Genomic DNA, 18,222 nt, shown 5'->3' on the forward strand with positions numbered 1-18,222 from the left:
GTTGCGACGCACATTCATTGCTAAACGGCACGGCGCTTGCTTTTTAACTCGTATGAACGCTCAAACGACATTTTTTCGACGCCTGACCTCCCGCACCCGCAAAGCGCTGTGCGCGACGTCTGCCGTCTGCTTGTTTTTCGCTGGCAGCCCTGCCGGTGCTGATACGGTTACCTTGCCTGACATGCTTATCGGCGTCACTCAGGGCTTTCTTGAGTTCACCGTAGAAGACTATCTGGCTACCAGTCAAACGGAAGGCCGCTATGAAATCGAGGTCAACCAGCTCGACCCGCGTATGCGCATGCCTATGTGCGACAAGGAATTGACAGCGTCGCTGGAGAGTCCTGCACGTCCGCTGGGCCGGGTTACGGTCAAGGTCCGGTGCGAAGGAAGCTCGCCGTGGACGGTGTTCGTGCCCGCTCAAGTCCGCCTGTTTCGCGAGATTGTCACCACCACCCGACCGCTCAAGCGCGCCGCAATTATCGAACCGCAAGACGTGACCTTGCGTGAACGCGACATCAGCCAGGTCAATCAGGGTTTTCTGACGTCGGTGGATGAAGCCATCGGGCAGAAATTAACCCGACCAACGGTAGCCGATCAGGTGATTACCCTGGTGCATCTGGAACAGGCAGAAGTGGTACGCAAGGGCGATCAGGTGGTCATCATCGCCCGCAGCGGTACACTCGCCGTGCGCATGCCCGGTGAAGCCCTGGCCAATGGCGGTTTGAAAGAACAGATCCGGGTAAAAAACCTCAATTCCAACCGGGTAATCAAGGCGCAGGTCATCGCGCCGGGCCAAGTGGAAGTCGCCATGTAAAACGCTCGAGCAGAAAACTGGCGCCAGCCCCGACGCTTCCCTAAACTGTGCCGCAGCAGGACACGCTTCGGCACATGCAGCTCATTGCAAAGTGAGCCTAAAGTTTTCCAGGGAATGGCCGAGAACATGGCAAGCGTCCAAATTCCCAGAGGTTTTTAACATGGTCATCGATTTCAGCCGTTTGAACAGCTCCTCGTCACTTACGGGCAGTACGCGTACCAGCAACGCCAAGGAAACCGCCGAAACCGGCACCTCCGCGCCGCTGAATACCCAGGCCGAAACGGCCGGTACCGCAAAAAGCGGGGAATCGGTACACCTCAGCAATGAGGCTCAACAGTTGCAGAAGGTCACTGACAAGCTGCGCGATCAGCCTGCCGTCGACAAAGCCCGCGTGGCCGAGTTGAAAGCAGCGATTGCCGATGGCAGCTACAAGGTCGACAGCAACCGTGTAGCCAGCAAACTGCTCAACTTCGAAGCCCAGCGCTAGGCTTTTGCCGGCGCCAGGCTTTTGGACGCTTAGAACCCAAGGCCAGCCATGCACGACACTAATTTATTGCAACTGATCACCGACGACTTTGCTCCAGCTCAACAATTGCTGGAGTTGCTGCAAACCGAGTCCCTCGCTTTGCACGGTCGCGACATGCCTCTGCTCGAAGATATTCTGGCGCGCAAACAGGCATTGATCATTCTGCTTGAACAGCATGGCCGCAAGCGCAGCGAAATCCTTGCCAGCCTCAACCTGCCGCTCGACCGTCAGGGCCTGGAGCAACTGGCCAGCCAGTCGAGCATTGGCGACCAGTTGCTGTCCCAAAGCGATGTGCTGACCGACCTGATTGCCCAGTGCCAGGCGGCCAACGTCAAGAACGGCCAGTCGATCCAGATCCAGCAGGCCGCTACGGCCAATCAGCTGAAAATCCTCACCGGGGGCGAACCGCCAGCGCTGTATGACGCCTCGGGCACTTTCGCCAAACCCACCAAGCCGCGTACGCTCAGCCAGGCGTGAGCCATTCGATGTGCCTGCACTATCAACCCGCGAAACATGCTGGCAAAATGCTGGCTAGTCGTAGTCAAATTTTGTCTGGAGATTGAGAAAACGTGCCAAACGCCCTAAGCGCGGATGATACTCCGCAGCCACCAAAGGTGCTGACCACGCCCCTGGAAATCTCCAGCAACCTGCGCCAGCTGCAAGAAAGCCACGATCCGCTGATCATCACCTTCCATGAGCGCAGCCAGCGCTTCCAGAGCTACCTGATCAAGGTTGACCGGGAAACCGCGACGATTGCCCTGGACGAGATGATCCCGCGCGATGGCGAGCGTTTTCTGCAGGCGGGCGAACCGTTCAAGGTCGAAGGCTTCCACGAAGGCGTGCGAATCGCCTGGGAATGCACTGGCACGCTGAACATCGAAGAATCCGACGGTGACCGCTTCTATACCGGTCAACTGCCAACCGAAGTGGTCTACCACCAGCGCCGTAATGCCTTTCGTGCCGCGTTGAAGCTGACCGATCTGGTCAGCGTCGAACTTGGCGGCGAAAAACTCAAGGCGCCGATCAACGGCAAACTGCTGGATATTTCCGCCACCGGTTGCAAACTGCGCTTTGAAGGCGACATCACCGACCGCCTGCAACTGGGTCAGGTCTATGACCGCATGATCGCCACCCCACTGTTCGGCAATCAACCGATCTCGGTCGAGCTGCGCTATCTGCACTTCGAAGAAAAGCTCAACATCACATTCGCCGGTTTGCGCTTCCACAACATCAGTGGCCAGGCGGCACGTAACGTCGAGCGCTTCGTCTATCAGTTGCAGCGTGAAGCACGCCGGTTCGATAAAGACGATCTGTGATTCGCACAGGCAAATAGAAAGGGCAGTCCCTGGCGGGACTGCCCTTTTTTATTTCTACTGTCCCGTCCTGGGCTGGAGATAACTGTGGCGAGGGGATTTATCCCCGATGGGTTGCGCAGCAGCCCCAGACCGGACGCCTCGATTCCACTGCCACTCCGCACTGAATGGCTTTAGGGCCGCTTCGCAGCCCATCGGGGATAAATCCCCTCACCACAATAAAGCGTCACTCTTTGAATATCGTTGCAATCACCCGATTCAGGGCCTGGCCCCACTGATGTCCGGTGTCGGTTTATCGCCCTCATCAGCCGGATCAGGTTCGGCCGCCGCTTCGGGCTGCACTTCGGGCTCCGGCTCCGGCGTAACCGTGGTCTGCATCTGCTCCTGCACCACCTGCTCATCCACCCGCGGGTCGAGCGCGGCCACCAGCGGCGAGCTGGACATGCTGTCGGGCATCGCCACGTGATGCAGCGGTGCGTCGTCGACCTGATGCAGATTGGTCACCGCTTTCGGGCGGATGCGCCACACCAGCACCAACGCAAAGAAGCTGAAGAACGCGTAAAGGCTCTGGCTGCCGAACAGCTTCATCAGCACGCCCGCCAGCAGCGGACCGATACTCGCGCCGACCCCGTAGGTCACCAGCAGCATCGCCGTCAGCGACACCCGGCGATCGCCCTCAACATGGTCGTTGGAGAACGCCACCGCCAGCGGATACAGGCAGAACTGCACCAGCGAACAAAGGAAGCCGACCACGAACAGCACCTCAAGCGGCACCTGCGGCAAAATCGCCAACGGCAACGCCGCCACCGCGAGGAATCCGGCAAAACAACGAATCAGCAGCGCTCGGTCATAACGGTCGGACAACCAGCCCAACGGCCACTGCACCAGCAGTCCGGCAAAAATGCAGCTACCCATGAACAGACCGACCTGCTCGGTCGACAGCCCCTGCTGCGACGCATACAACGGCGCCAGACCGTAGAACGAGCCGATGATCAGGCCTGCGCCGAGCACCGTGCTCAACGACTGCGGCACGCGCTTGATAAAGAAGCGCGGCTCCATCGGCGCCGGATGCAGCGGCGCCGGGTGAATCCGTCGGGTCAGCGCGACCGGCACCAGACACAAGGCAAAACACAGCGCGACCAGCATCAGCAGCTCCAACCCCAGGCCCGGGTGCATGACCAGAATCAACTGACCGAGCACCAACCCCAGGTAAGAAGCGATCATGTAACCGCTGAACACCAGCCCGCGCTGATTGGCGTCGGCCTGCTCGTTAAGCCAGCTCTCGATCACCATGTACTGACACATCATGCCCAGACCGACGATGGTCCGCAGCACCAGCCATGCCGGCAGCCAGTCGACCAGACCATGCCCGAGCACCGCCGCGCCGACGATCCCGGCACACGCCGAATAAGCCCGAATGTGTCCGACGCGGGCGATCAAGCGGTGACCGATCTTGCCGCCCAGTACCAGACCAAAGTAGTTGGCTGCCATCAGCGCACCCACCCACAGTCCATCGACATGGTCAGCGGCCAGGCGCAATGCCAGGTAAGTAGAAAGAAGGCCCGAGCCGATCAACATCATCAGCGAGGCGAAGTACAACGCTCGAAAGGATTTCCAGATTTGGCGCATCGGCGTTCCGAGCGGCTCCTTGCAGTAAGTATCGGGCTATCCAAACGATAGCCCGATGGCGACGGTTCGTCAGGCCTGGGCTGCTAGAACACGCCGTTCCCAGGGAGTGATTTCATCAAAGAAGCTGGTCAACTCCATGGTCTTCGAAGCGATGTAGCCTTCGATGAACTCCTGTCCGAACAGTTCCCTGGCCAATTGGCTACGTTTCAGACGCTCGAGCGCGGCATGCAAGGTACACGGCAGCGAAAGATTGTCCGGCACTTCGAATTCACCCTGAATCGCCGCGCTCGGCTCCAGCTCATGCTCGATCCCATGCAAGCCGGCGGCCAGACTCGCGGCAATCGCCAGATACGGGTTGGCATCGGCGCCAGGCAAACGGTTTTCCACGCGTCGAGCTACTGGCGAACTGGCCGGAATGCGCAGTCCTGCCGCACGGTTATCATGGGACCAGCAGGCATTGTTCGGCGACGCATAGGGGTGGCACAGACGCTGATAGGAGTTCACGTTCGGCGCAAACAGCGCAGTGAAATCGGCCATGCCCGCCTGCTGTCCGCCGATGAAGTGGCGGAACATCGCCGTCGGCTGGCCATTCTCGTCGCTGAACACGTTGTTGCCGGTGGCGATCTCGACGACGCTCTGGTGAATGTGCATCGAACTGCCCGGTGTGTGCGCCAGCGGCTTGGCCATGCACACCACGCTCAGACCATGCTTGAGCGCGACTTCCTTGAGCAGGTGCTTGAACAGGAAGGTCTGGTCGGCCAGCAACAGCGGATCACCGTGCAGCAGATTGATCTCGAACTGGCTGACGCCCATTTCATGCATGAAGGTATCGCGCGGCAGACCGAGGGCCGCCATGCATTTATAGACTTCGCTGAAGAACGGCCGCAGACCGTTATTGGAACTGACGCTGAACGCCGACTGCCCATCCTCGCGGCGTCCATCAAGACCTACCGGCGGACGGAACGGCTGGGCCGGATCGGTGTTCGGCGCGAAGACAAAGAATTCCAGCTCGGTCGCCACCACCGGCGCCAAGCCATGTGCGGCGTAACGGGCGATCACTTTCTTCAGTTGGCCACGGGTCGACAGGTTGGAGCTTTCGCCGCTCAGTTCGTCGGCATCGCAGATGGCCAGGGCGCGCGGTTCGTCGCTCCATGGCAGGGGATGGATCATGCTCGGCTCGGCGACCAGTGCCAGGTCACCGTCATCGCTGCCGTAAAACCGCGCCGGCGGATAACCGCCCATGATGCATTGCAGCAGCACCCCCCGCGCCATCTGCAAACGCCGGCCTTCGAGGAATCCCTCGGCGGTCATCACCTTGCCGCGCGGCACGCCATTCAAATCCGGTGTGACACATTCAATCTCATCAATGCCGGTCAGTCGCTGCGCGAGTGAACGCTGGCCATCGGTTGTCATGACGCAATCCTTGTTATTGTGCGAGCCGCAAGCGGCGACCCGTACAAAATAGGCTCCGGCTGTTCGGAATATCAAGCAGCGTCAAACAAAAAAGGGCCGCCACTGAATTTCCGTGTAGGAGCTGCCGCAGGCTGCGATCTTTTAATCTTAAAAAAGTCAAAAGATCGCAGCCTGCGGCAGCTCCTACACGGGGCATGCCTTCAGGGCAGGTAGAGGTTGAACACCCCGCCACCCAATGGCCCGCCATTGCGAATTTCGGTGTGCCCGACCACGCCGTTGCGCTGATGCAACGCAGCAATGCGGTTGGCGAAATACAGACCCAGACCCGTGCTGCCGCTGCCGTGATTGATGCCCTGCACGTAATCCGCCTGACGCTCGAGCATCTCGACCGGGTAACCGTCGCCGTCATCATTGATGCTCAACACCAGTTGCCCGGCTTCGTCACTGACAGTGATCAGCAGCGACTCGCGGGCATAACGAATGGCGTTGTTGATGCAGTTGCCCAGCACCGACGCAACCAACTCACGATCGAAGAAACCCAGCGGGCTCAGCGGATCGACTTCATAGGTGGCGATGATCCCGCGACTGGCAAACACCTCCTGGTGCGCGGCCAGTTGCGCCTCGATGAAATCATCCAGCTCGTGATACGCCGGTTGCAGCGGCAACTGGTTGACGCCGAGCTTGTACAGCCCAAGCAACTGCACCAGCATGCCGTTGAGGTGGGCAAACTCGAAGTCGATCACGCCCTGCTCCGCCCCTCCACGCTGCCCCTCGGGCAAACGCGCCAGCCACTGGCTATGGGCCTGCGTCAGCATCGCCAGCGAGTTCTTCATGTCGTGAACGGTGGAGGCGATCACCGTGGAAAAATCCAGAGCCGGATCAAATTGGTTCATTCGCCAAACGCCTTGCTTTTCAGCTTCTGATAACGCGCATAGCGCGCGTCGGTGTCGGGCATCAGGCCGACCATTTTCAGGCAGGCCCGACATTCTTCCAGCTCCGCCGACGGCACACTGGTGTCGGTGCCGTGCAGCAGCGACTGGGCCATGTTCAGCGCGATACTGATGTTCTTCGGTTGCATCTTCAGCGCCTTGCGGAACACCTCGCGGGCCTCCACCAGGTTGCCGGTCTTGTACACACGTACGCCCTGACGGTTGAGGTCGGCAGCGGCGTTGCTCGAACTGAGGATAGTCGGGTCGTCGGTGAGCTTGGCGATGTCTTTCATCACCGCCGGATCATCACCGTAAATCTCCGCACAGCTCTTGAGCATCGAAGTGCCCGCCTCGGCCTGACCAAGCATCTGCAATTGCTTGGCGACCAGCAGCGCCGCTTCAGGGCTCATGAACTGCTCCATGCCGTCGAGGCGCATCAGCGCTTGTTCGGTGAGCTTGTCAGCGGTCTCGGCATCGTTGAGCAACAGACTGGTGGCCTTCATCAGCCGCGCACGAATCTGCAGACCCGGGTCAGACGGGTTCTCTTTGGCGACCGCGCTGAGCGTGGTGTTGATCTCCAGCCGCGTGCGCGTGTCGAGGCCGCGCTCACTGCCCTTGCTGATCAACGCATGAGCCAGGCCAAGGTTGCTTTCCGGATCCTTGAACCGCGACTGCGCCCCCTGCGCCACTGCCTGGCGATACGCCCGGGAAGCGGTGTCGAAATCCTCGTTGGCCATCGCCAGTTTGCCGAGCAACGCTTGCCGGCGCACCGCCAGCGGCGACAAACGAATCGCCTCCTCCAGCACCCGCTGCGCGCCTTTGCTATCGCCCTCGGCGACCAGCACATCGGCCATGCCGTCGTACAACGCCGGCATCATCGGGAACACTTTCAGCGCCTTTTCGTAAACATCCTTGGCCTGCGCCACTTGCCCACGCTTGAACAGCAACTTGCCCAGCCCGGCAAACGCCCACGGCAACGGCCGGTCAGCGATAATGCTGTCGTAGAGGCGTTCCAGCGCTTCGTTCTGGTTCATGTCGCGCAGCGCATCGGCGCGATAACGCAGGCACAGCGGCGAATAACGGATGTCCTGCTTGCACAGCGCAATGCAGGCGTTGAGCACCTCGACCGGTTTACCGCGATCAAGGGCTTGCAGAATCGGTTTGAGCAACGTCTTGCGCTGCTCCAGACGCTCCAGGCGCTGCGCCAGGCCGGAGCGGTTGAACGGCTTGGTCAGGTACGCATCCGGCTCGTGCTCCAGGGCACTGAGCACCATCGCCTGACTGGTCTCGGCCGTGACCATGACAAACACCGCTTCATGGCTGATGAGCTTTTCCGACATCAGGTCTTCCAGCACCTGCTGACCATTCTTCTTGCCGTCACCGAGGTGGAAATCCTGCAGGATGAAATCGTAGGACTTCTGCGCACACATCTTCAGCGCCTGCTCGCCGGTATCAGCGGTGTCCACATCCTTGACCCCCAGCTCGCGCAGCATTGAGCGTACGGAACTGCGGAAATCCGAGAAATCATCGACGATCAGAAAACTCTTTTGGTGATACGACAGCATCGAGGATTTCCAGGCAATTGAAGTAGGTGAACCGGGGGCGTTTTCACAAGCGCGCAGATGATAGCTGGAGGCCAAATGCTATCAAGCGATTTCGTGCGAGTCTGAGGTCGCCGAATGAGTTATCGGCAAGGGGTGGGGTTCTCTGAAGTGGAGGGGTTCAAGATTCCTTGTGGAAGAATCTGCTGATGAGAATGTCTGATGACGAACCGCGCCACCGCTCGAATCAGCCTGACCATCAGCGCATGAAAAAAGCCCCGAAAGATAATTCTGCTCGAGGCTTTTTAGTAGACGCATTCAGCGTCCGGAATGGATGGTGTCCCAGGGCAGGTTCGAACTGCCAACCTTCCCCTTAGGAGGGGGATGCTCTATCCAATTGAGCTACTGAGACACTGAGTTGTCGCGGCCGGACACGGCGCGACGGACGGCGAGCATGTTAACGGCCAGCCCTTGGTTTGTCATGTCGTCCATGGGTTTTTTAAGTGTAGGCAGGCGGCTTGCAATGCTGCGGGAACATTTACCGTGCAATTTGCACTACCGCAAAAAGCCATCATTGCAGATTGCAACCCGACACTTGGGAAAAACCCTTCCAAATGCTTGTTTTTAAAGGACTTCACAGCGGTTAGACTGTTGGCACGCCGGGTGCTTTGTCTGTTCCTATAACAGAACAAATGGAGTCAGCCCCATGAACAGCACTCTCTTGCTTGCAAACGCAATCGCACTGGCGGTTTTGGTTGGCTTTCATTTTGTTCCAGAGCGTGCTGAACCGGTGGCTCAGCGTATGCCGCATTACTTGCAGGTGCAGAGAGCACCGCAGTTGGCGGTGCTGAGCGATCAGGGCGACTTCGCGGCGCAGGCAGTCAATCAGCCTGAGCAAGCACTGCCGACGCGCGACACCGAACGTCTGGTTTTTTGAAATATCTTCAGGAGTACAGCATGTCCAAATCAGCCGCAGGATTTCTGATCCTCGCCTTATTGAGTGGCGTTGTGCATTTTTCGCTGTTCGAGGAAACCGAAGTCACTCTGCCGCTGATTGGCTGCGGCGTGTTTGCGGTGTTGTTTGTGCTGGCCTTGGCGGCCGGGCGCAAGATCAAGTTTGATCCGGTGCTGCGTTAAGCCGGATCAAGTCCAGCAGTTGCTTGACGGCGGTTGCCAGGTCGCCCGAGTTGTCGATCAGATGCACGGGAAAGTCAGTTGCCCTTCTGTCCTTGAACAGCGCATTGCGCGCCAGCCTCGCATCAATCTGCTCAGGTGTTTCCCGGCCACGCTTGAGCAGGCGTTCACGCAGAACCTCATCCTTGACCGTCAGCAGCACCGGCAGCAAAGTCGGATAACGCTCATGCGCCTGACGCAAATTGGCCCGTGAGCCATTTACCAGCACGAATCGCCCTGCACGTAACCGTTCATCCATCTCTGCCGGGATGCCGTAAGCCAGCCCGTTGGCGTGCCAGGATAGCGAGAAATCCCCGGCCTGCTGACGTCGTTCGAATTCTTCGGGTGTTACGCCGATGGCATCTTCACCCACCGATTCCGCTGATCGGGTAATCACCCTGCGGATGATTTCGCAGTTCAACCGGCGCAATGGCTCACGCGCGGCCTCGATCAGGCTGTCCTTGCCTGAACCGGAGGGTCCCATCAGATAAATAAGCCTGCCATCCATCCTGAAAACGCCCTCCAATGGGGGTTTGCCCTAGTAAATCGGCAAATTGCCACTATCCTGTACAAGTAGGGAACAAGGATTGAAAGCCGCACAGCATGCACGTTCTGACGTCTTAGGGCATCAATAGATGTGCAACAGGAAGCGGCCAGTGATGCGGGCCAAGGCAAAGTTTTCAAACCAGTCCGCATTTCTGATAATTGGTGCTGGCATTACGCCTTTACCCAGCTCAATATTTGTCACAGAATTGACGCCAATGATCTGGCAATTTTGAGGCATGATGCGGGCCTCTTAACAATTCAGGTTGAACCATTTGGCGCGGATGCTTGTCCTATCACACATCCTGCGGCCAATCCCGAGAACCGCTCCCCTGAACTAACCGGTTAAATATATGCGCCCATTGAAACAGGCAATTTATTCCAGCCGTACGGCTGACAAGTTTGTCGTACGTCTGCCAGACGGAATGCGTGAACGCATTGCCGAGGTGGCTCGCAATCATCATCGCAGCATGAACTCCGAAATCATTGCGCGTCTTGAGCAGAGTCTTATTCAGGAAGGCGCACTGGGCGAAGAACTGAGCATGCGCCTGGACAGTCCGGAGCTGTCGCTGCACGAGCGTGAGCTGCTTCAACGCTTCCGTCAGCTGTCGCACCGTCAACAGAACGCTCTGGTGTCGCTGATTGCTCACGACGCCGAGATGGCCGCAGACGCGTCCTGAGTGACATTGAACATCTCAAGCCAGCTTAAGTGCTGGCTTTTTTTTGCCTGAAATCTGCCCCCGAGTAAACCTTGTTGCGAGGGGACTTATCTCCGATGAGTTGCGCAGCGTCCCCGGAAGAGGGCCTGCTGCGCAGTCCATCGGGGATAAATCCCCTCGCCACAGATCAATACACAAGCACAGATAACTATACAGGCACAAAAAAGCCCGCCATTTCGGCGGGCTTTTGCATGGTGGCGAATCAGAGCAGAAAGATCGTCGCCAACCCCAGGAAGATGAAGAAGCCACCGCTGTCCGTCATGGCCGTGATCATCACGCTGGCGCCCATCGCCGGGTCGCGGCCCATCTTGGCCAGTGTCATTGGGATCAACACCCCCATCAGCGCCGCGAGCAGCAGATTGAGGGTCATCGCTGCCGTCATCACCACGCCCAGCGACCAACTGCCGTAAAGCAGGTAGGCGACCACGCCGATTACCCCGCCCCAGACCAGACCATTGATCAACGCGACCGCCAGCTCTTTGCGCATCAGCCGTGAGGTGTTGCCGGTGCTGACCTGGTCCAGCGCCATGGCACGCACGATCATGGTAATCGTCTGGTTACCGGAGTTACCGCCGATACCCGCCACGATCGGCATCAGCGCCGCCAGCGCCACCAGCTTCTCGATCGAGCCTTCGAACAGACCAATCACCCGCGACGCAACAAAGGCGGTGATCAGGTTGATCGCCAGCCACGCCCAACGGTTGCGCAGGGATTTCCAGACGGAGGCGAAGATGTCTTCCTCTTCGCGCAGACCCGCCATGTTGAGGACTTCGCTTTCGCTCTCCTCACGAATCAGGTCGACCATTTCGTCGATGGTCAGACGGCCGATCAGTTTGCCGTTCTTGTCGACCACCGGGGCCGAGATCAAGTCGTAACGCTCGAATGCCTGAGCAGCGTCGTAGGCGTCTTCGTCCGGGTGAAAACTCACCGGATCGCTGGCCATGACTTCAGCCACCTGTTTCTCGGGGTCGTTGACCAGCAGACGCTTGATCGGCAGCACGCCCTTGAGCACGCCGTCGTAATCGACCACGAACAATTTGTCGGTGTGGCCCGGCAGCTCCTTGAGACGACGCAGGTAACGCAAAACCACTTCGAGGCTGACGTCCTCACGGATGGTCACCATCTCGAAGTCCATCAACGCACCGACCTGCTCCTCGTCATAAGACAGAGCCGAACGCACGCGCTCGCGTTGCTGCTGGTCGAGCGTTTCCATCAGCTCATGGACGACGTCTCGCGGCAGCTCGGAGGCCAAGTCAGCAAGTTCGTCGGCGTCCATGTCCTTGGCCGCAGCCAGGAGCTCGTGATCGTCCATGTCGGCGATCAGCGTTTCACGAACGGAATCGGATACTTCAAGAAGAATGTCGCCGTCGCGATCAGCCTTGACCAGTTGCCAGAGCGTCAGACGTTCGTCCAGCGGCAGGGCTTCAAGGATGTAGGCAACGTCGGCGGAGTGCAGATCATCGAGTTTGCGTTGCAGTTCGACGAGGTTCTGCCGGTGAACCAGGTTCTCGACCCGGTCGTGATGCGCGCCTTCCTGGCGATGAGTCAGGTCTTCGACGACCTTTTGGCGCTGCAGCAGCTCAACCACCTGAGCCAGGCGATCCTGCAGGCTTTCCTGTGTTTTCTTTACTTCGATTTCGGACATAGGCGAACTCCACTCCCAGCAGCGGGGCACGCCGGAAGGATCAATCAGTCAATTCATGATTGGTGAAACGGGCTACTGAGTAACTACTGGGTAAGTCCATGGAGGTTTTCCATAAGCCCCGGCGGGGCTGACGGGCGCAATGATACACCGCCTGACAGTTTTAAACGTTAAAAAATCGCGGTCGAAACAAGCGCTTGCGCAACAAAGCTGAGTGCTGTCCTGACCCGTGCAGATGCGACGACTCATCTTGAAAAGAAAACACACCGGCATTGAAAAATGTAGCGACTACCCTTGAGCGTAGACCGTCATGGAGGACGTCGAATGCTATCCAGAACATCCCGTTTTGTAGTCGCCAGCCTGCTCTGCCTGCCGCCCGCCGGGGCCGCCACCACCCTTCACCGATGCGAAGCGCCCGACGGCAGCATCACCTTCACCAGCCTGAGTTGTGCCAACGATGAGCAGCTCTCCGTGCAGCAGGTTCACCCTTACATGCCCGGCTCCGTCGTGCCGATCATGCCGGAACACAATCACGAAGAAATATCCGGCATGACAATCAAGGGACGTGAACCGGGCATCGTTGGCCGCCTGGAGGACAAATGCGGCAACCTGATCGATGCCAGACAGCGCCGCGAAGCGATCATCAATCGTCGCGTTATCGCCGGGATGAGCCAGCGGGATGTCGAGAGCGCCCTCGGCAAACCGGACAAGGTGAATATTCGAACGTCGACAACGAGCTATCGCTATGACCTGAAACGCGGCCGTAGTGCTCAAGTCGATTTTGATGAGAGGGGATGCGTGAAAGGAAAAACCAAATCGCAGACAACAAAAAGCCCGCGTTAAACGCGGGCTTCTTGAATATGGTGCACTCGACAGGATTCGAACCTGTGACCGCTCGGTTCGTAGCCGAGTACTCTATCCAGCTGAGCTACGAGTGCATTTTGTGTTTTTAAACCAGACCACAACTGGCTGAATCCAAGTTACCTGCATTACTGCAAACAACTCTTAAAATGGTGCACTCGACAGGATTCGAACCCGTGCCCGCTCGGTTCGTAGCCGAGTACTCTATCCAGCTGAGCTACGAGTGCATTTTGTGTTTTTAAACCAGACCACCACTGGCTGAATCCAAGTTACCTGCAGTACTGCAAACAACTCTTAAAAGGGTGCACTCGACAGGATTCGAACCCGTGCCCGCTCGGTTCGTAGCCGAGTACTCTATCCAGCTGAGCTACGAGTGCATTTGTGTTTTTTTACCAGACCACAACTGGCTGAAGCCGAGTTCTTTATATCGCTATAAACAACTCTTAAATGGTGCACTCGACAGGATTCGAACCTGTGACCGCTCGGTTCGTAGCCGAGTACTCTATCCAGCTGAGCTACGAGTGCATTTGTTGCGCCGCATTATAGCCCGTCTAATCTCTATTCCAACCACTTTTTCTAATAAATTCAACAACTTACAGAAAAAGCCAGATTACAACGTACTAAGCAAATAATGGCGGAGAACGGGGGATTCGAACCCCCGACACCCTTTTGAGGTGTACTCCCTTAGCAGGGGAGCGCCTTCGGCCACTCGGCCAGCTCTCCGCAACACGGGGCGTATATTAACCACCTTCTTCCCCGTTTGCAAACATAAAAATCGATAAAAATTAATGGCTTGGTTCTTCGTCCTTCTCTTTCTTTATACGCAGGTAAATTTCCTCACGGTGCACGGCAACCTCTTTCGGGGCGTTGACGCCGATGCGCACTTGATTTCCTTTGACGCCGAGCACGGTCACGGTGATTTCGCCATCACCGATAATCAGGCTTTCTGCGCACCGACGAGTCAGAATCAGCATACCTTTCTCCTCACGCATTTCATTTCAGGGACAACAGTCTGCAAAAAAAAGGCACCCGACCTACAACCGGAGCGATCGTAGCCCTACATGCCTGAGTATTGACCAGCGCGAGCAAAAGAACAGTTCAGGGGGCTCGCGCCATTCAAAAAATAAAGGGCGCGGTCAGACCGCGCCCTTCAAGTGACCGGATTACTCGCCCTGACGGGCCGGAGCGTCCAGTTCGAAAGCTGTGTGCAGGGCGCGCACAGCCAGTTCCAGGTACTTCTCTTCGATCACCACGGAAACCTTGATTTCCGACGTCGAGATCATCTGGATGTTGATGCTTTCCTTGGCCAGGGATTCGAACATGCGGCTGGCCACGCCTGCGTGGGAACGCATGCCGACGCCGACGATCGAGACCTTGGCAATCTTGGTATCGCCTACGACTTCACGGGCACCGATCTCGCGAGCGGTGTTTTCCAGCACGGTCTGTGCGGCCTGGTAGTCGTTGCGGTGCACGGTGAAGGTGAAGTCGGTGGTGTTATCGTGCGCGACGTTCTGCACGATCATGTCGACTTCGATGTTCGCGGCACTGATCGGGCCGAGAATCTTGAACGCCACGCCCGGGGTGTCTGGCACGCCACGGATGGTCAGCTTGGCTTCATCGCGGTTGAAAGCGATGCCGGAAATGATCGGCTGTTCCATGGTTTCCTCTTCATCAATAGTAATGAGGGTGCCCGGACCCTCCTTGAAGCTGTGCAGTACGCGCAGCGGAACGTTGTACTTGCCGGCGAACTCCACCGCACGGATCTGCAGCACCTTGGAACCGAGGCTGGCCATTTCCAGCATCTCTTCGAAGGTGATCTTGTCCAGACGCTGAGCGACTGGCACAACGCGCGGGTCAGTGGTGTAGACACCATCGACGTCGGTGTAGATCTGGCACTCGTCAGCCTTCAATGCAGCCGCCAGTGCCACGCCCGTGGTGTCGGAACCGCCACGACCGAGGGTGGTGATGTTGCCGTGCTCGTCGACGCCCTGGAAACCGGCGACAACCACCACGCGACCTGCTTTCAGATCACCGCGAATCTTCTGGTCATCAATCTGCAAGATACGCGCTTTATTGTGCGCACTGTCCGTCAGGATCCGCACCTGATTACCGGTGTACGACACCGCCGGCACACCGCGCTTGATCAGCGCCATGGCCAACAGGGCAATCGTCACCTGCTCACCGGTGGAAACGATCACGTCCAGCTCACGCGGAACCGGTTGCACGTCGCCACTGATTTGCTTGGCCAGATCGATCAGACGGTTGGTTTCGCCGCTCATTGCAGACAGCACAACCACCAGGTCATCGCCGGCATCGCGGAATTTCTTAACCTTGTCGGCGACCTGCTCGATTCTCTCGACAGTGCCGACCGAGGTGCCTCCAAATTTCTGTACGATCAAAGCCATTTCAAAGCCGCCTCTGCCCATGAAGGGCGCCCAATAATCACTCGAACAGCCGCCGGACCCGCCACTAGACTGCGGGCCCGGCGGGCCGTCTTATAAACCCTGCTCGACGAATGGAACGGTCAGCGCCAGAGCGCCATCCAGTGCGCCGGCGTCGACACCGCCGCCCTGCGCCATGTCCGGACGACCACCGCCCTTCCCGCCCACTGCCGCAGCAGCTTGCTTCATCAAATCACCGGCTTTGAGTTGGCCAGTCAGGTCCTTGGTTACGCCTGCAACCAGTACGACCTTTTCCTCATGGACACTGCCGAGCAGGATCACTGCGCGACCGAGTTTGTTTTTCAGCTGATCAACCAGCGCCAGCAGCGCCTTGCCGTCCTGACCATCCAGACGTGCAGCCAGCACCTTCACGCCTTTGACGTCGACTGCCGAGTTCGACAGATCGTCGCCGGCGGCGCTGGCAGCCTTGGCCTGCAACTGCTCGAGTTGCTTTTCCAGCGCGCGGTTGCGCTCCAGCACGGCCGACAGCTTGTCGATCAGATTGTCGCGGCTGCCCTTGACCAGGTTGGCCGCTTCCTTGAGTTGTTCTTCAGCAGCGTTCAAGTAGGCCAGCGCCGCAGCACCGGTGACTGCCTCGATACGACGCACACCCGATGCCACACCGCCTTCGCTGATGATTTTCAGCAGGCCGATGTCACCGGTACGGTTGGCGTGGATACCGCCACACAGCTCGACAGAGAAGTCGCCGCCCATGCTCAGCACGCGCACGTTGTCGCCGTACTTCTCGCCGAACAGCGCCATCGCGCCCTTCTGCTTGGCGGTTTCGATGTCGGTTTCTTCGGTTTCAACCGCGGAGTTCTTGCGGATCTCGGCGTTGACGATGTCTTCCAGCGCCTTGATTTGCTCTGGCTTGATCGCCTCAAAGTGGCTGAAGTCGAAGCGCAGACGCTGGCTATCCACCAACGAACCCTTTTGCTGAACGTGCTCGCCCAACACCTGACGCAGCGCAGCGTGCAGCAAGTGAGTCGCGGAGTGGTTCAGCGAGGTCGCGTGACGCACTTCGGCATCGACGTGGGTTTCCACTGGCGCGCCGATGGTCAGGCTGCCGCAATCCAGCACGCCGTGGTGCAGGAACGCGCCGCCGGTCTTGGTGGTGTCACGGACGTCGAAACGTGCGTTACCGGCCTGCAGGAAACCGCAGTCGCCGATCTGGCCGCCGGATTCAGCGTAGAACGGCGTCTGGTTCAGCACGATCACCGCCTCTTCGCCTTCACTCAAGACGTCGACCGACTGGCCATCTTTATAGATAGCGACGATTTTTGCCGAGCCGCTGGTGTCGGTGTAGCCGGTGAACTCGGTGGCCACATCAACCTTGACCAGGGTGTTGTAATCCAGACCGAACGAGCTGGCCGAACGTGCACGCACACGCTGGGCTTCCATTTCACGCTCGAAGCCGACTTCGTCGACGGTCAAGCCACGCTCGCGAGCGATGTCGGCCGTCAGGTCCATCGGAAAACCGTAGGTGTCGTAGAGTTTGAACACTACGTCGCCCGGCACCACGGTGCCTTTGAGTTCCAGCAGATCCTGTTCGAGGATCTTCAAGCCGTGCTCCAGGGTCTTGGAGAACTGCTCTTCTTCAGCCTTGAGTACGCGCTCGATGTTGCTCTGCTGCTTCTGCAGTTCCGGGAAGGCTTCGCCCATCTCGGCAACCAGCGCCGCGACGATCTTGTAGAAGAAGCTGCCAGTGGCGCCCAGCTTGTTGCCGTGACGGCAGGCGCGACGGATGATCCGGCGCAGCACGTAACCGCGACCTTCGTTGGACGGCAGCACGCCGTCGGCGATCAGGAAACCGCACGAACGGATGTGGTCGGACACCACTTTGAGCGACGACTGATCGCCGTTTTCGCAACCGATGGCTTCAGCCGAGGCTTTAAGCAGGTTCTTGAACAGGTCGATGTCGTAGTTGGAATTGACGTGCTGCATCACCGCACTGATCCGCTCCAGGCCCATGCCGGTGTCGACCGACGGCGCTGGCAACGGATGCAACACGCCATCGGCGGTGCGGTTGAACTGCATGAACACGTTGTTCCAGATCTCGATGTAACGGTCGCCGTCTTCTTCCGGCGAACCCGGTGGGCCGCCCCAGATGTGGTCGCCGTGATCGTAGAAAATCTCGGTGCAGGGGCCGCACGGGCCGGTATCGCCCATGGTCCAGAAGTTGTCGGAGGCGTAAGGTGCGCCTTTGTTGTCGCCGATGCGGATCATGCGCTCGACCGGCACACCGATTTCTTTGGTCCAGATGTCATACGCTTCGTCGTCGGAGGCGTAGACGGTGACCCAGAGTTTTTCCTTCGGCAGTTTCAGAACGCCGGTCAGGAAGGTCCAGGCGAAGGTAATCGCGTCGTGCTTGAAATAGTCACCGAAGCTGAAGTTACCGAGCATTTCGAAGAAGGTGTGGTGACGAGCGGTATAACCGACGTTTTCCAGGTCGCTGTTCTTGCCACCGGCACGCACGCACTTCTGGCTACTGGTTGCGCGGGTGTACGCGCGCTTTTCCTGGCCCAGGAAGCAGTCCTTGAACTGGTTCATCCCCGCGTTGGTGAACAGCAGGGTTGGGTCGTTGCCCGGAATCAAAGAGCTGGAGGCTACACGGGTGTGGCCTTGCTCTTCGAAGAAGCGAAGGAAGGCTTCACGGATTTCTGCGCTTTTCATTAGGT

At 58.3% G+C, this 18,222-nt stretch carries 18 protein-coding genes and 6 tRNA genes; 8 read left to right on the top strand and 16 right to left on the bottom strand.

Features of this window, described 5'->3' with window-relative positions; genetic code table 11:
• Positions 1-52 precede the first annotated feature (52 nt).
• From flgA to HXW87_RS24915, 4 genes are all read left to right on the top strand, one after another.
• A complete protein-coding gene (gene flgA / locus HXW87_RS24900; RefSeq protein WP_047295816.1) occupies positions 53-814 on the top strand; it encodes a flagellar basal body P-ring formation chaperone FlgA in 762 nt (253 codons plus the stop codon).
• A gap of 160 nt (positions 815-974) precedes the next feature.
• Positions 975-1,301 carry a flagellar biosynthesis anti-sigma factor FlgM gene (gene flgM / locus HXW87_RS24905; protein WP_041074296.1) on the top strand — a complete coding sequence of 109 codons (327 nt, stop codon included), beginning with the start codon at positions 975-977 and terminating at the stop codon, positions 1,299-1,301.
• Between the two features lie 48 nt (positions 1,302-1,349).
• Positions 1,350-1,817, top strand: a complete 468-nt coding sequence (locus HXW87_RS24910) for a flagellar protein FlgN (RefSeq protein WP_027612275.1) — start codon at positions 1,350-1,352, stop codon at positions 1,815-1,817.
• 92 nt (positions 1,818-1,909) lie between these two features.
• Positions 1,910-2,656 carry a flagellar brake protein gene (locus HXW87_RS24915; RefSeq protein WP_041074294.1) on the top strand — a complete coding sequence of 249 codons (747 nt, stop codon included), beginning with the start codon at positions 1,910-1,912 and terminating at the stop codon, positions 2,654-2,656.
• Positions 2,657-2,911: 255 nt separating this feature from the next.
• Here the strand turns inward: HXW87_RS24915 and HXW87_RS24920 are convergent, their stop codons facing one another.
• From HXW87_RS24920 to HXW87_RS24940, 5 genes are all read right to left on the bottom strand, one after another.
• On the bottom strand, positions 2,912-4,282 hold the full coding sequence (locus tag HXW87_RS24920; RefSeq protein ID WP_131671211.1) for an MFS transporter: 1,371 nt from the start codon (positions 4,280-4,282) through the stop codon (positions 2,912-2,914).
• A gap of 69 nt (positions 4,283-4,351) precedes the next feature.
• Positions 4,352-5,593: a glutamine synthetase family protein gene (locus HXW87_RS24925; RefSeq protein ID WP_196302443.1), complete on the bottom strand. Its 1,242-nt coding sequence runs from the start codon at positions 5,591-5,593 to the stop codon at positions 4,352-4,354.
• A 302-nt stretch (positions 5,594-5,895) separates the two neighbouring features.
• Positions 5,896-6,588 (bottom strand): HAMP domain-containing sensor histidine kinase, encoded by a 693-nt coding sequence (locus HXW87_RS24930; protein ID WP_239777911.1) that lies wholly within the window; start codon positions 6,586-6,588, stop codon positions 5,896-5,898.
• A complete protein-coding gene (locus HXW87_RS24935) occupies positions 6,585-8,189 on the bottom strand; it encodes a tetratricopeptide repeat-containing response regulator (protein ID WP_095668545.1) in 1,605 nt (534 codons plus the stop codon). The genes HXW87_RS24930 and HXW87_RS24935 overlap by 4 nt, the downstream gene beginning before the upstream one ends.
• A 311-nt stretch (positions 8,190-8,500) precedes the next feature.
• Positions 8,501-8,577: transfer RNA gene (locus HXW87_RS24940), tRNA-Arg, on the bottom strand.
• A 294-nt stretch (positions 8,578-8,871) separates the two neighbouring features.
• Between HXW87_RS24940 and HXW87_RS24945 the strand changes: the two genes are divergently transcribed.
• Together HXW87_RS24945 and HXW87_RS24950 are read left to right on the top strand one after the other, a co-directional pair.
• Positions 8,872-9,102 carry a hypothetical protein gene (locus HXW87_RS24945; protein WP_095668543.1) on the top strand — a complete coding sequence of 77 codons (231 nt, stop codon included), beginning with the start codon at positions 8,872-8,874 and terminating at the stop codon, positions 9,100-9,102.
• Positions 9,103-9,122: 20 nt separating this feature from the next.
• The gene (locus tag HXW87_RS24950; RefSeq protein ID WP_095668542.1) at positions 9,123-9,302 is read left to right on the top strand and encodes a PA3371 family protein; all 180 of its coding nucleotides are present in this window, start codon (positions 9,123-9,125) and stop codon (positions 9,300-9,302) included.
• On the opposite strand, the gene phnN is transcribed toward HXW87_RS24950, so the two are convergent.
• A complete protein-coding gene (phnN, locus tag HXW87_RS24955; protein ID WP_239779185.1) occupies positions 9,277-9,846 on the bottom strand; it encodes a phosphonate metabolism protein/1,5-bisphosphokinase (PRPP-forming) PhnN in 570 nt (189 codons plus the stop codon). The genes HXW87_RS24950 and phnN overlap by 26 nt on opposite strands.
• A gap of 120 nt (positions 9,847-9,966) precedes the next feature.
• A complete protein-coding gene (locus HXW87_RS24960; RefSeq protein ID WP_174377054.1) occupies positions 9,967-10,122 on the bottom strand; it encodes a hypothetical protein in 156 nt (51 codons plus the stop codon).
• Positions 10,123-10,234: 112 nt separating this feature from the next.
• Between HXW87_RS24960 and HXW87_RS24965 the strand changes: the two genes are divergently transcribed.
• Complete coding sequence (locus tag HXW87_RS24965) at positions 10,235-10,561, top strand: Arc family DNA-binding protein (RefSeq protein WP_003178899.1); 327 nt, start codon at positions 10,235-10,237, stop codon at positions 10,559-10,561.
• 241 nt (positions 10,562-10,802) lie between these two features.
• Here the strand turns inward: HXW87_RS24965 and mgtE are convergent, their stop codons facing one another.
• On the bottom strand, positions 10,803-12,245 hold the full coding sequence (gene mgtE, locus HXW87_RS24970) for a magnesium transporter (RefSeq protein ID WP_239777912.1): 1,443 nt from the start codon (positions 12,243-12,245) through the stop codon (positions 10,803-10,805).
• Between the two features lie 321 nt (positions 12,246-12,566).
• Here mgtE and HXW87_RS24975 point away from each other — a divergent pair, with 321 nt between their 5' ends.
• Positions 12,567-13,085, top strand: a complete 519-nt coding sequence (locus HXW87_RS24975) for a cell envelope protein SmpA (RefSeq protein WP_239777913.1) — start codon at positions 12,567-12,569, stop codon at positions 13,083-13,085.
• An 18-nt stretch (positions 13,086-13,103) separates the two neighbouring features.
• Here the strand turns inward: HXW87_RS24975 and HXW87_RS24980 are convergent.
• From HXW87_RS24980 to alaS, 8 genes are all read right to left on the bottom strand, one after another.
• Positions 13,104-13,180, bottom strand: a tRNA-Arg gene (locus HXW87_RS24980).
• Between the two features lie 73 nt (positions 13,181-13,253).
• Positions 13,254-13,330, bottom strand: a tRNA-Arg gene (locus HXW87_RS24985).
• Positions 13,331-13,406: 76 nt separating this feature from the next.
• Positions 13,407-13,480 (bottom strand) — tRNA-Arg (locus HXW87_RS24990).
• Between the two features lie 71 nt (positions 13,481-13,551).
• Positions 13,552-13,628: transfer RNA gene (locus tag HXW87_RS24995), tRNA-Arg, on the bottom strand.
• Positions 13,629-13,735: 107 nt separating this feature from the next.
• Positions 13,736-13,826 (bottom strand) — tRNA-Ser (locus tag HXW87_RS25000).
• Between the two features lie 62 nt (positions 13,827-13,888).
• A complete protein-coding gene (gene csrA, locus HXW87_RS25005) occupies positions 13,889-14,077 on the bottom strand; it encodes a carbon storage regulator CsrA (protein ID WP_002554426.1) in 189 nt (62 codons plus the stop codon).
• Positions 14,078-14,266: 189 nt separating this feature from the next.
• A complete protein-coding gene (locus tag HXW87_RS25010) occupies positions 14,267-15,508 on the bottom strand; it encodes an aspartate kinase (protein WP_025112914.1) in 1,242 nt (413 codons plus the stop codon).
• Between the two features lie 90 nt (positions 15,509-15,598).
• Positions 15,599-18,217, bottom strand: a complete 2,619-nt coding sequence (gene alaS, locus HXW87_RS25015) for an alanine--tRNA ligase (protein WP_239777914.1) — start codon at positions 18,215-18,217, stop codon at positions 15,599-15,601.
• Between the last annotated feature and the right edge of the window lie 5 nt (positions 18,218-18,222).

The organism is Pseudomonas sp. Y5-11, from assembly GCF_022368695.1.
Classification (GTDB): Bacteria; Pseudomonadota; Gammaproteobacteria; order Pseudomonadales; family Pseudomonadaceae; genus Aquipseudomonas; species Aquipseudomonas parakoreensis.

What these genes read in the sequence shown, in the direction of transcription:
- flgM (WP_041074296.1), top strand. Translation starts at nt 975, where the DNA reads ATGGTCATCGATTTCAGCCGTTTGAACAGCTCCTCGTCACTTACGGGC.
- HXW87_RS24910 (WP_027612275.1), top strand. Translation starts at nt 1,350, where the DNA reads ATGCACGACACTAATTTATTGCAACTGATCACCGACGACTTTGCTCCA.
- HXW87_RS24945 (WP_095668543.1), top strand. Translation starts at nt 8,872, where the DNA reads ATGAACAGCACTCTCTTGCTTGCAAACGCAATCGCACTGGCGGTTTTG.
- alaS (WP_239777914.1), bottom strand. Translation starts at nt 18,217, where the DNA reads ATGAAAAGCGCAGAAATCCGTGAAGCCTTCCTTCGCTTCTTCGAAGAG.
- mgtE (WP_239777912.1), bottom strand. Translation starts at nt 12,245, where the DNA reads ATGTCCGAAATCGAAGTAAAGAAAACACAGGAAAGCCTGCAGGATCGC.
- HXW87_RS24925 (WP_196302443.1), bottom strand. Translation starts at nt 5,593, where the DNA reads ATGACCGCCGAGGGATTCCTCGAAGGCCGGCGTTTGCAGATGGCGCGG.
- HXW87_RS25010 (WP_025112914.1), bottom strand. Translation starts at nt 15,508, where the DNA reads ATGGCTTTGATCGTACAGAAATTTGGAGGCACCTCGGTCGGCACTGTC.
- HXW87_RS24930 (WP_239777911.1), bottom strand. Translation starts at nt 6,588, where the DNA reads ATGAACCAATTTGATCCGGCTCTGGATTTTTCCACGGTGATCGCCTCC.
- flgA (WP_047295816.1), top strand. Translation starts at nt 53, where the DNA reads ATGAACGCTCAAACGACATTTTTTCGACGCCTGACCTCCCGCACCCGC.
- HXW87_RS24975 (WP_239777913.1), top strand. Translation starts at nt 12,567, where the DNA reads ATGCTATCCAGAACATCCCGTTTTGTAGTCGCCAGCCTGCTCTGCCTG.
- HXW87_RS24920 (WP_131671211.1), bottom strand. Translation starts at nt 4,282, where the DNA reads ATGCGCCAAATCTGGAAATCCTTTCGAGCGTTGTACTTCGCCTCGCTG.
- phnN (WP_239779185.1), bottom strand. Translation starts at nt 9,846, where the DNA reads ATGGATGGCAGGCTTATTTATCTGATGGGACCCTCCGGTTCAGGCAAG.
- HXW87_RS24950 (WP_095668542.1), top strand. Translation starts at nt 9,123, where the DNA reads ATGTCCAAATCAGCCGCAGGATTTCTGATCCTCGCCTTATTGAGTGGC.
- HXW87_RS24935 (WP_095668545.1), bottom strand. Translation starts at nt 8,189, where the DNA reads ATGCTGTCGTATCACCAAAAGAGTTTTCTGATCGTCGATGATTTCTCG.
- HXW87_RS24960 (WP_174377054.1), bottom strand. Translation starts at nt 10,122, where the DNA reads ATGCCTCAAAATTGCCAGATCATTGGCGTCAATTCTGTGACAAATATT.
- HXW87_RS24965 (WP_003178899.1), top strand. Translation starts at nt 10,235, where the DNA reads ATGCGCCCATTGAAACAGGCAATTTATTCCAGCCGTACGGCTGACAAG.
- csrA (WP_002554426.1), bottom strand. Translation starts at nt 14,077, where the DNA reads ATGCTGATTCTGACTCGTCGGTGCGCAGAAAGCCTGATTATCGGTGAT.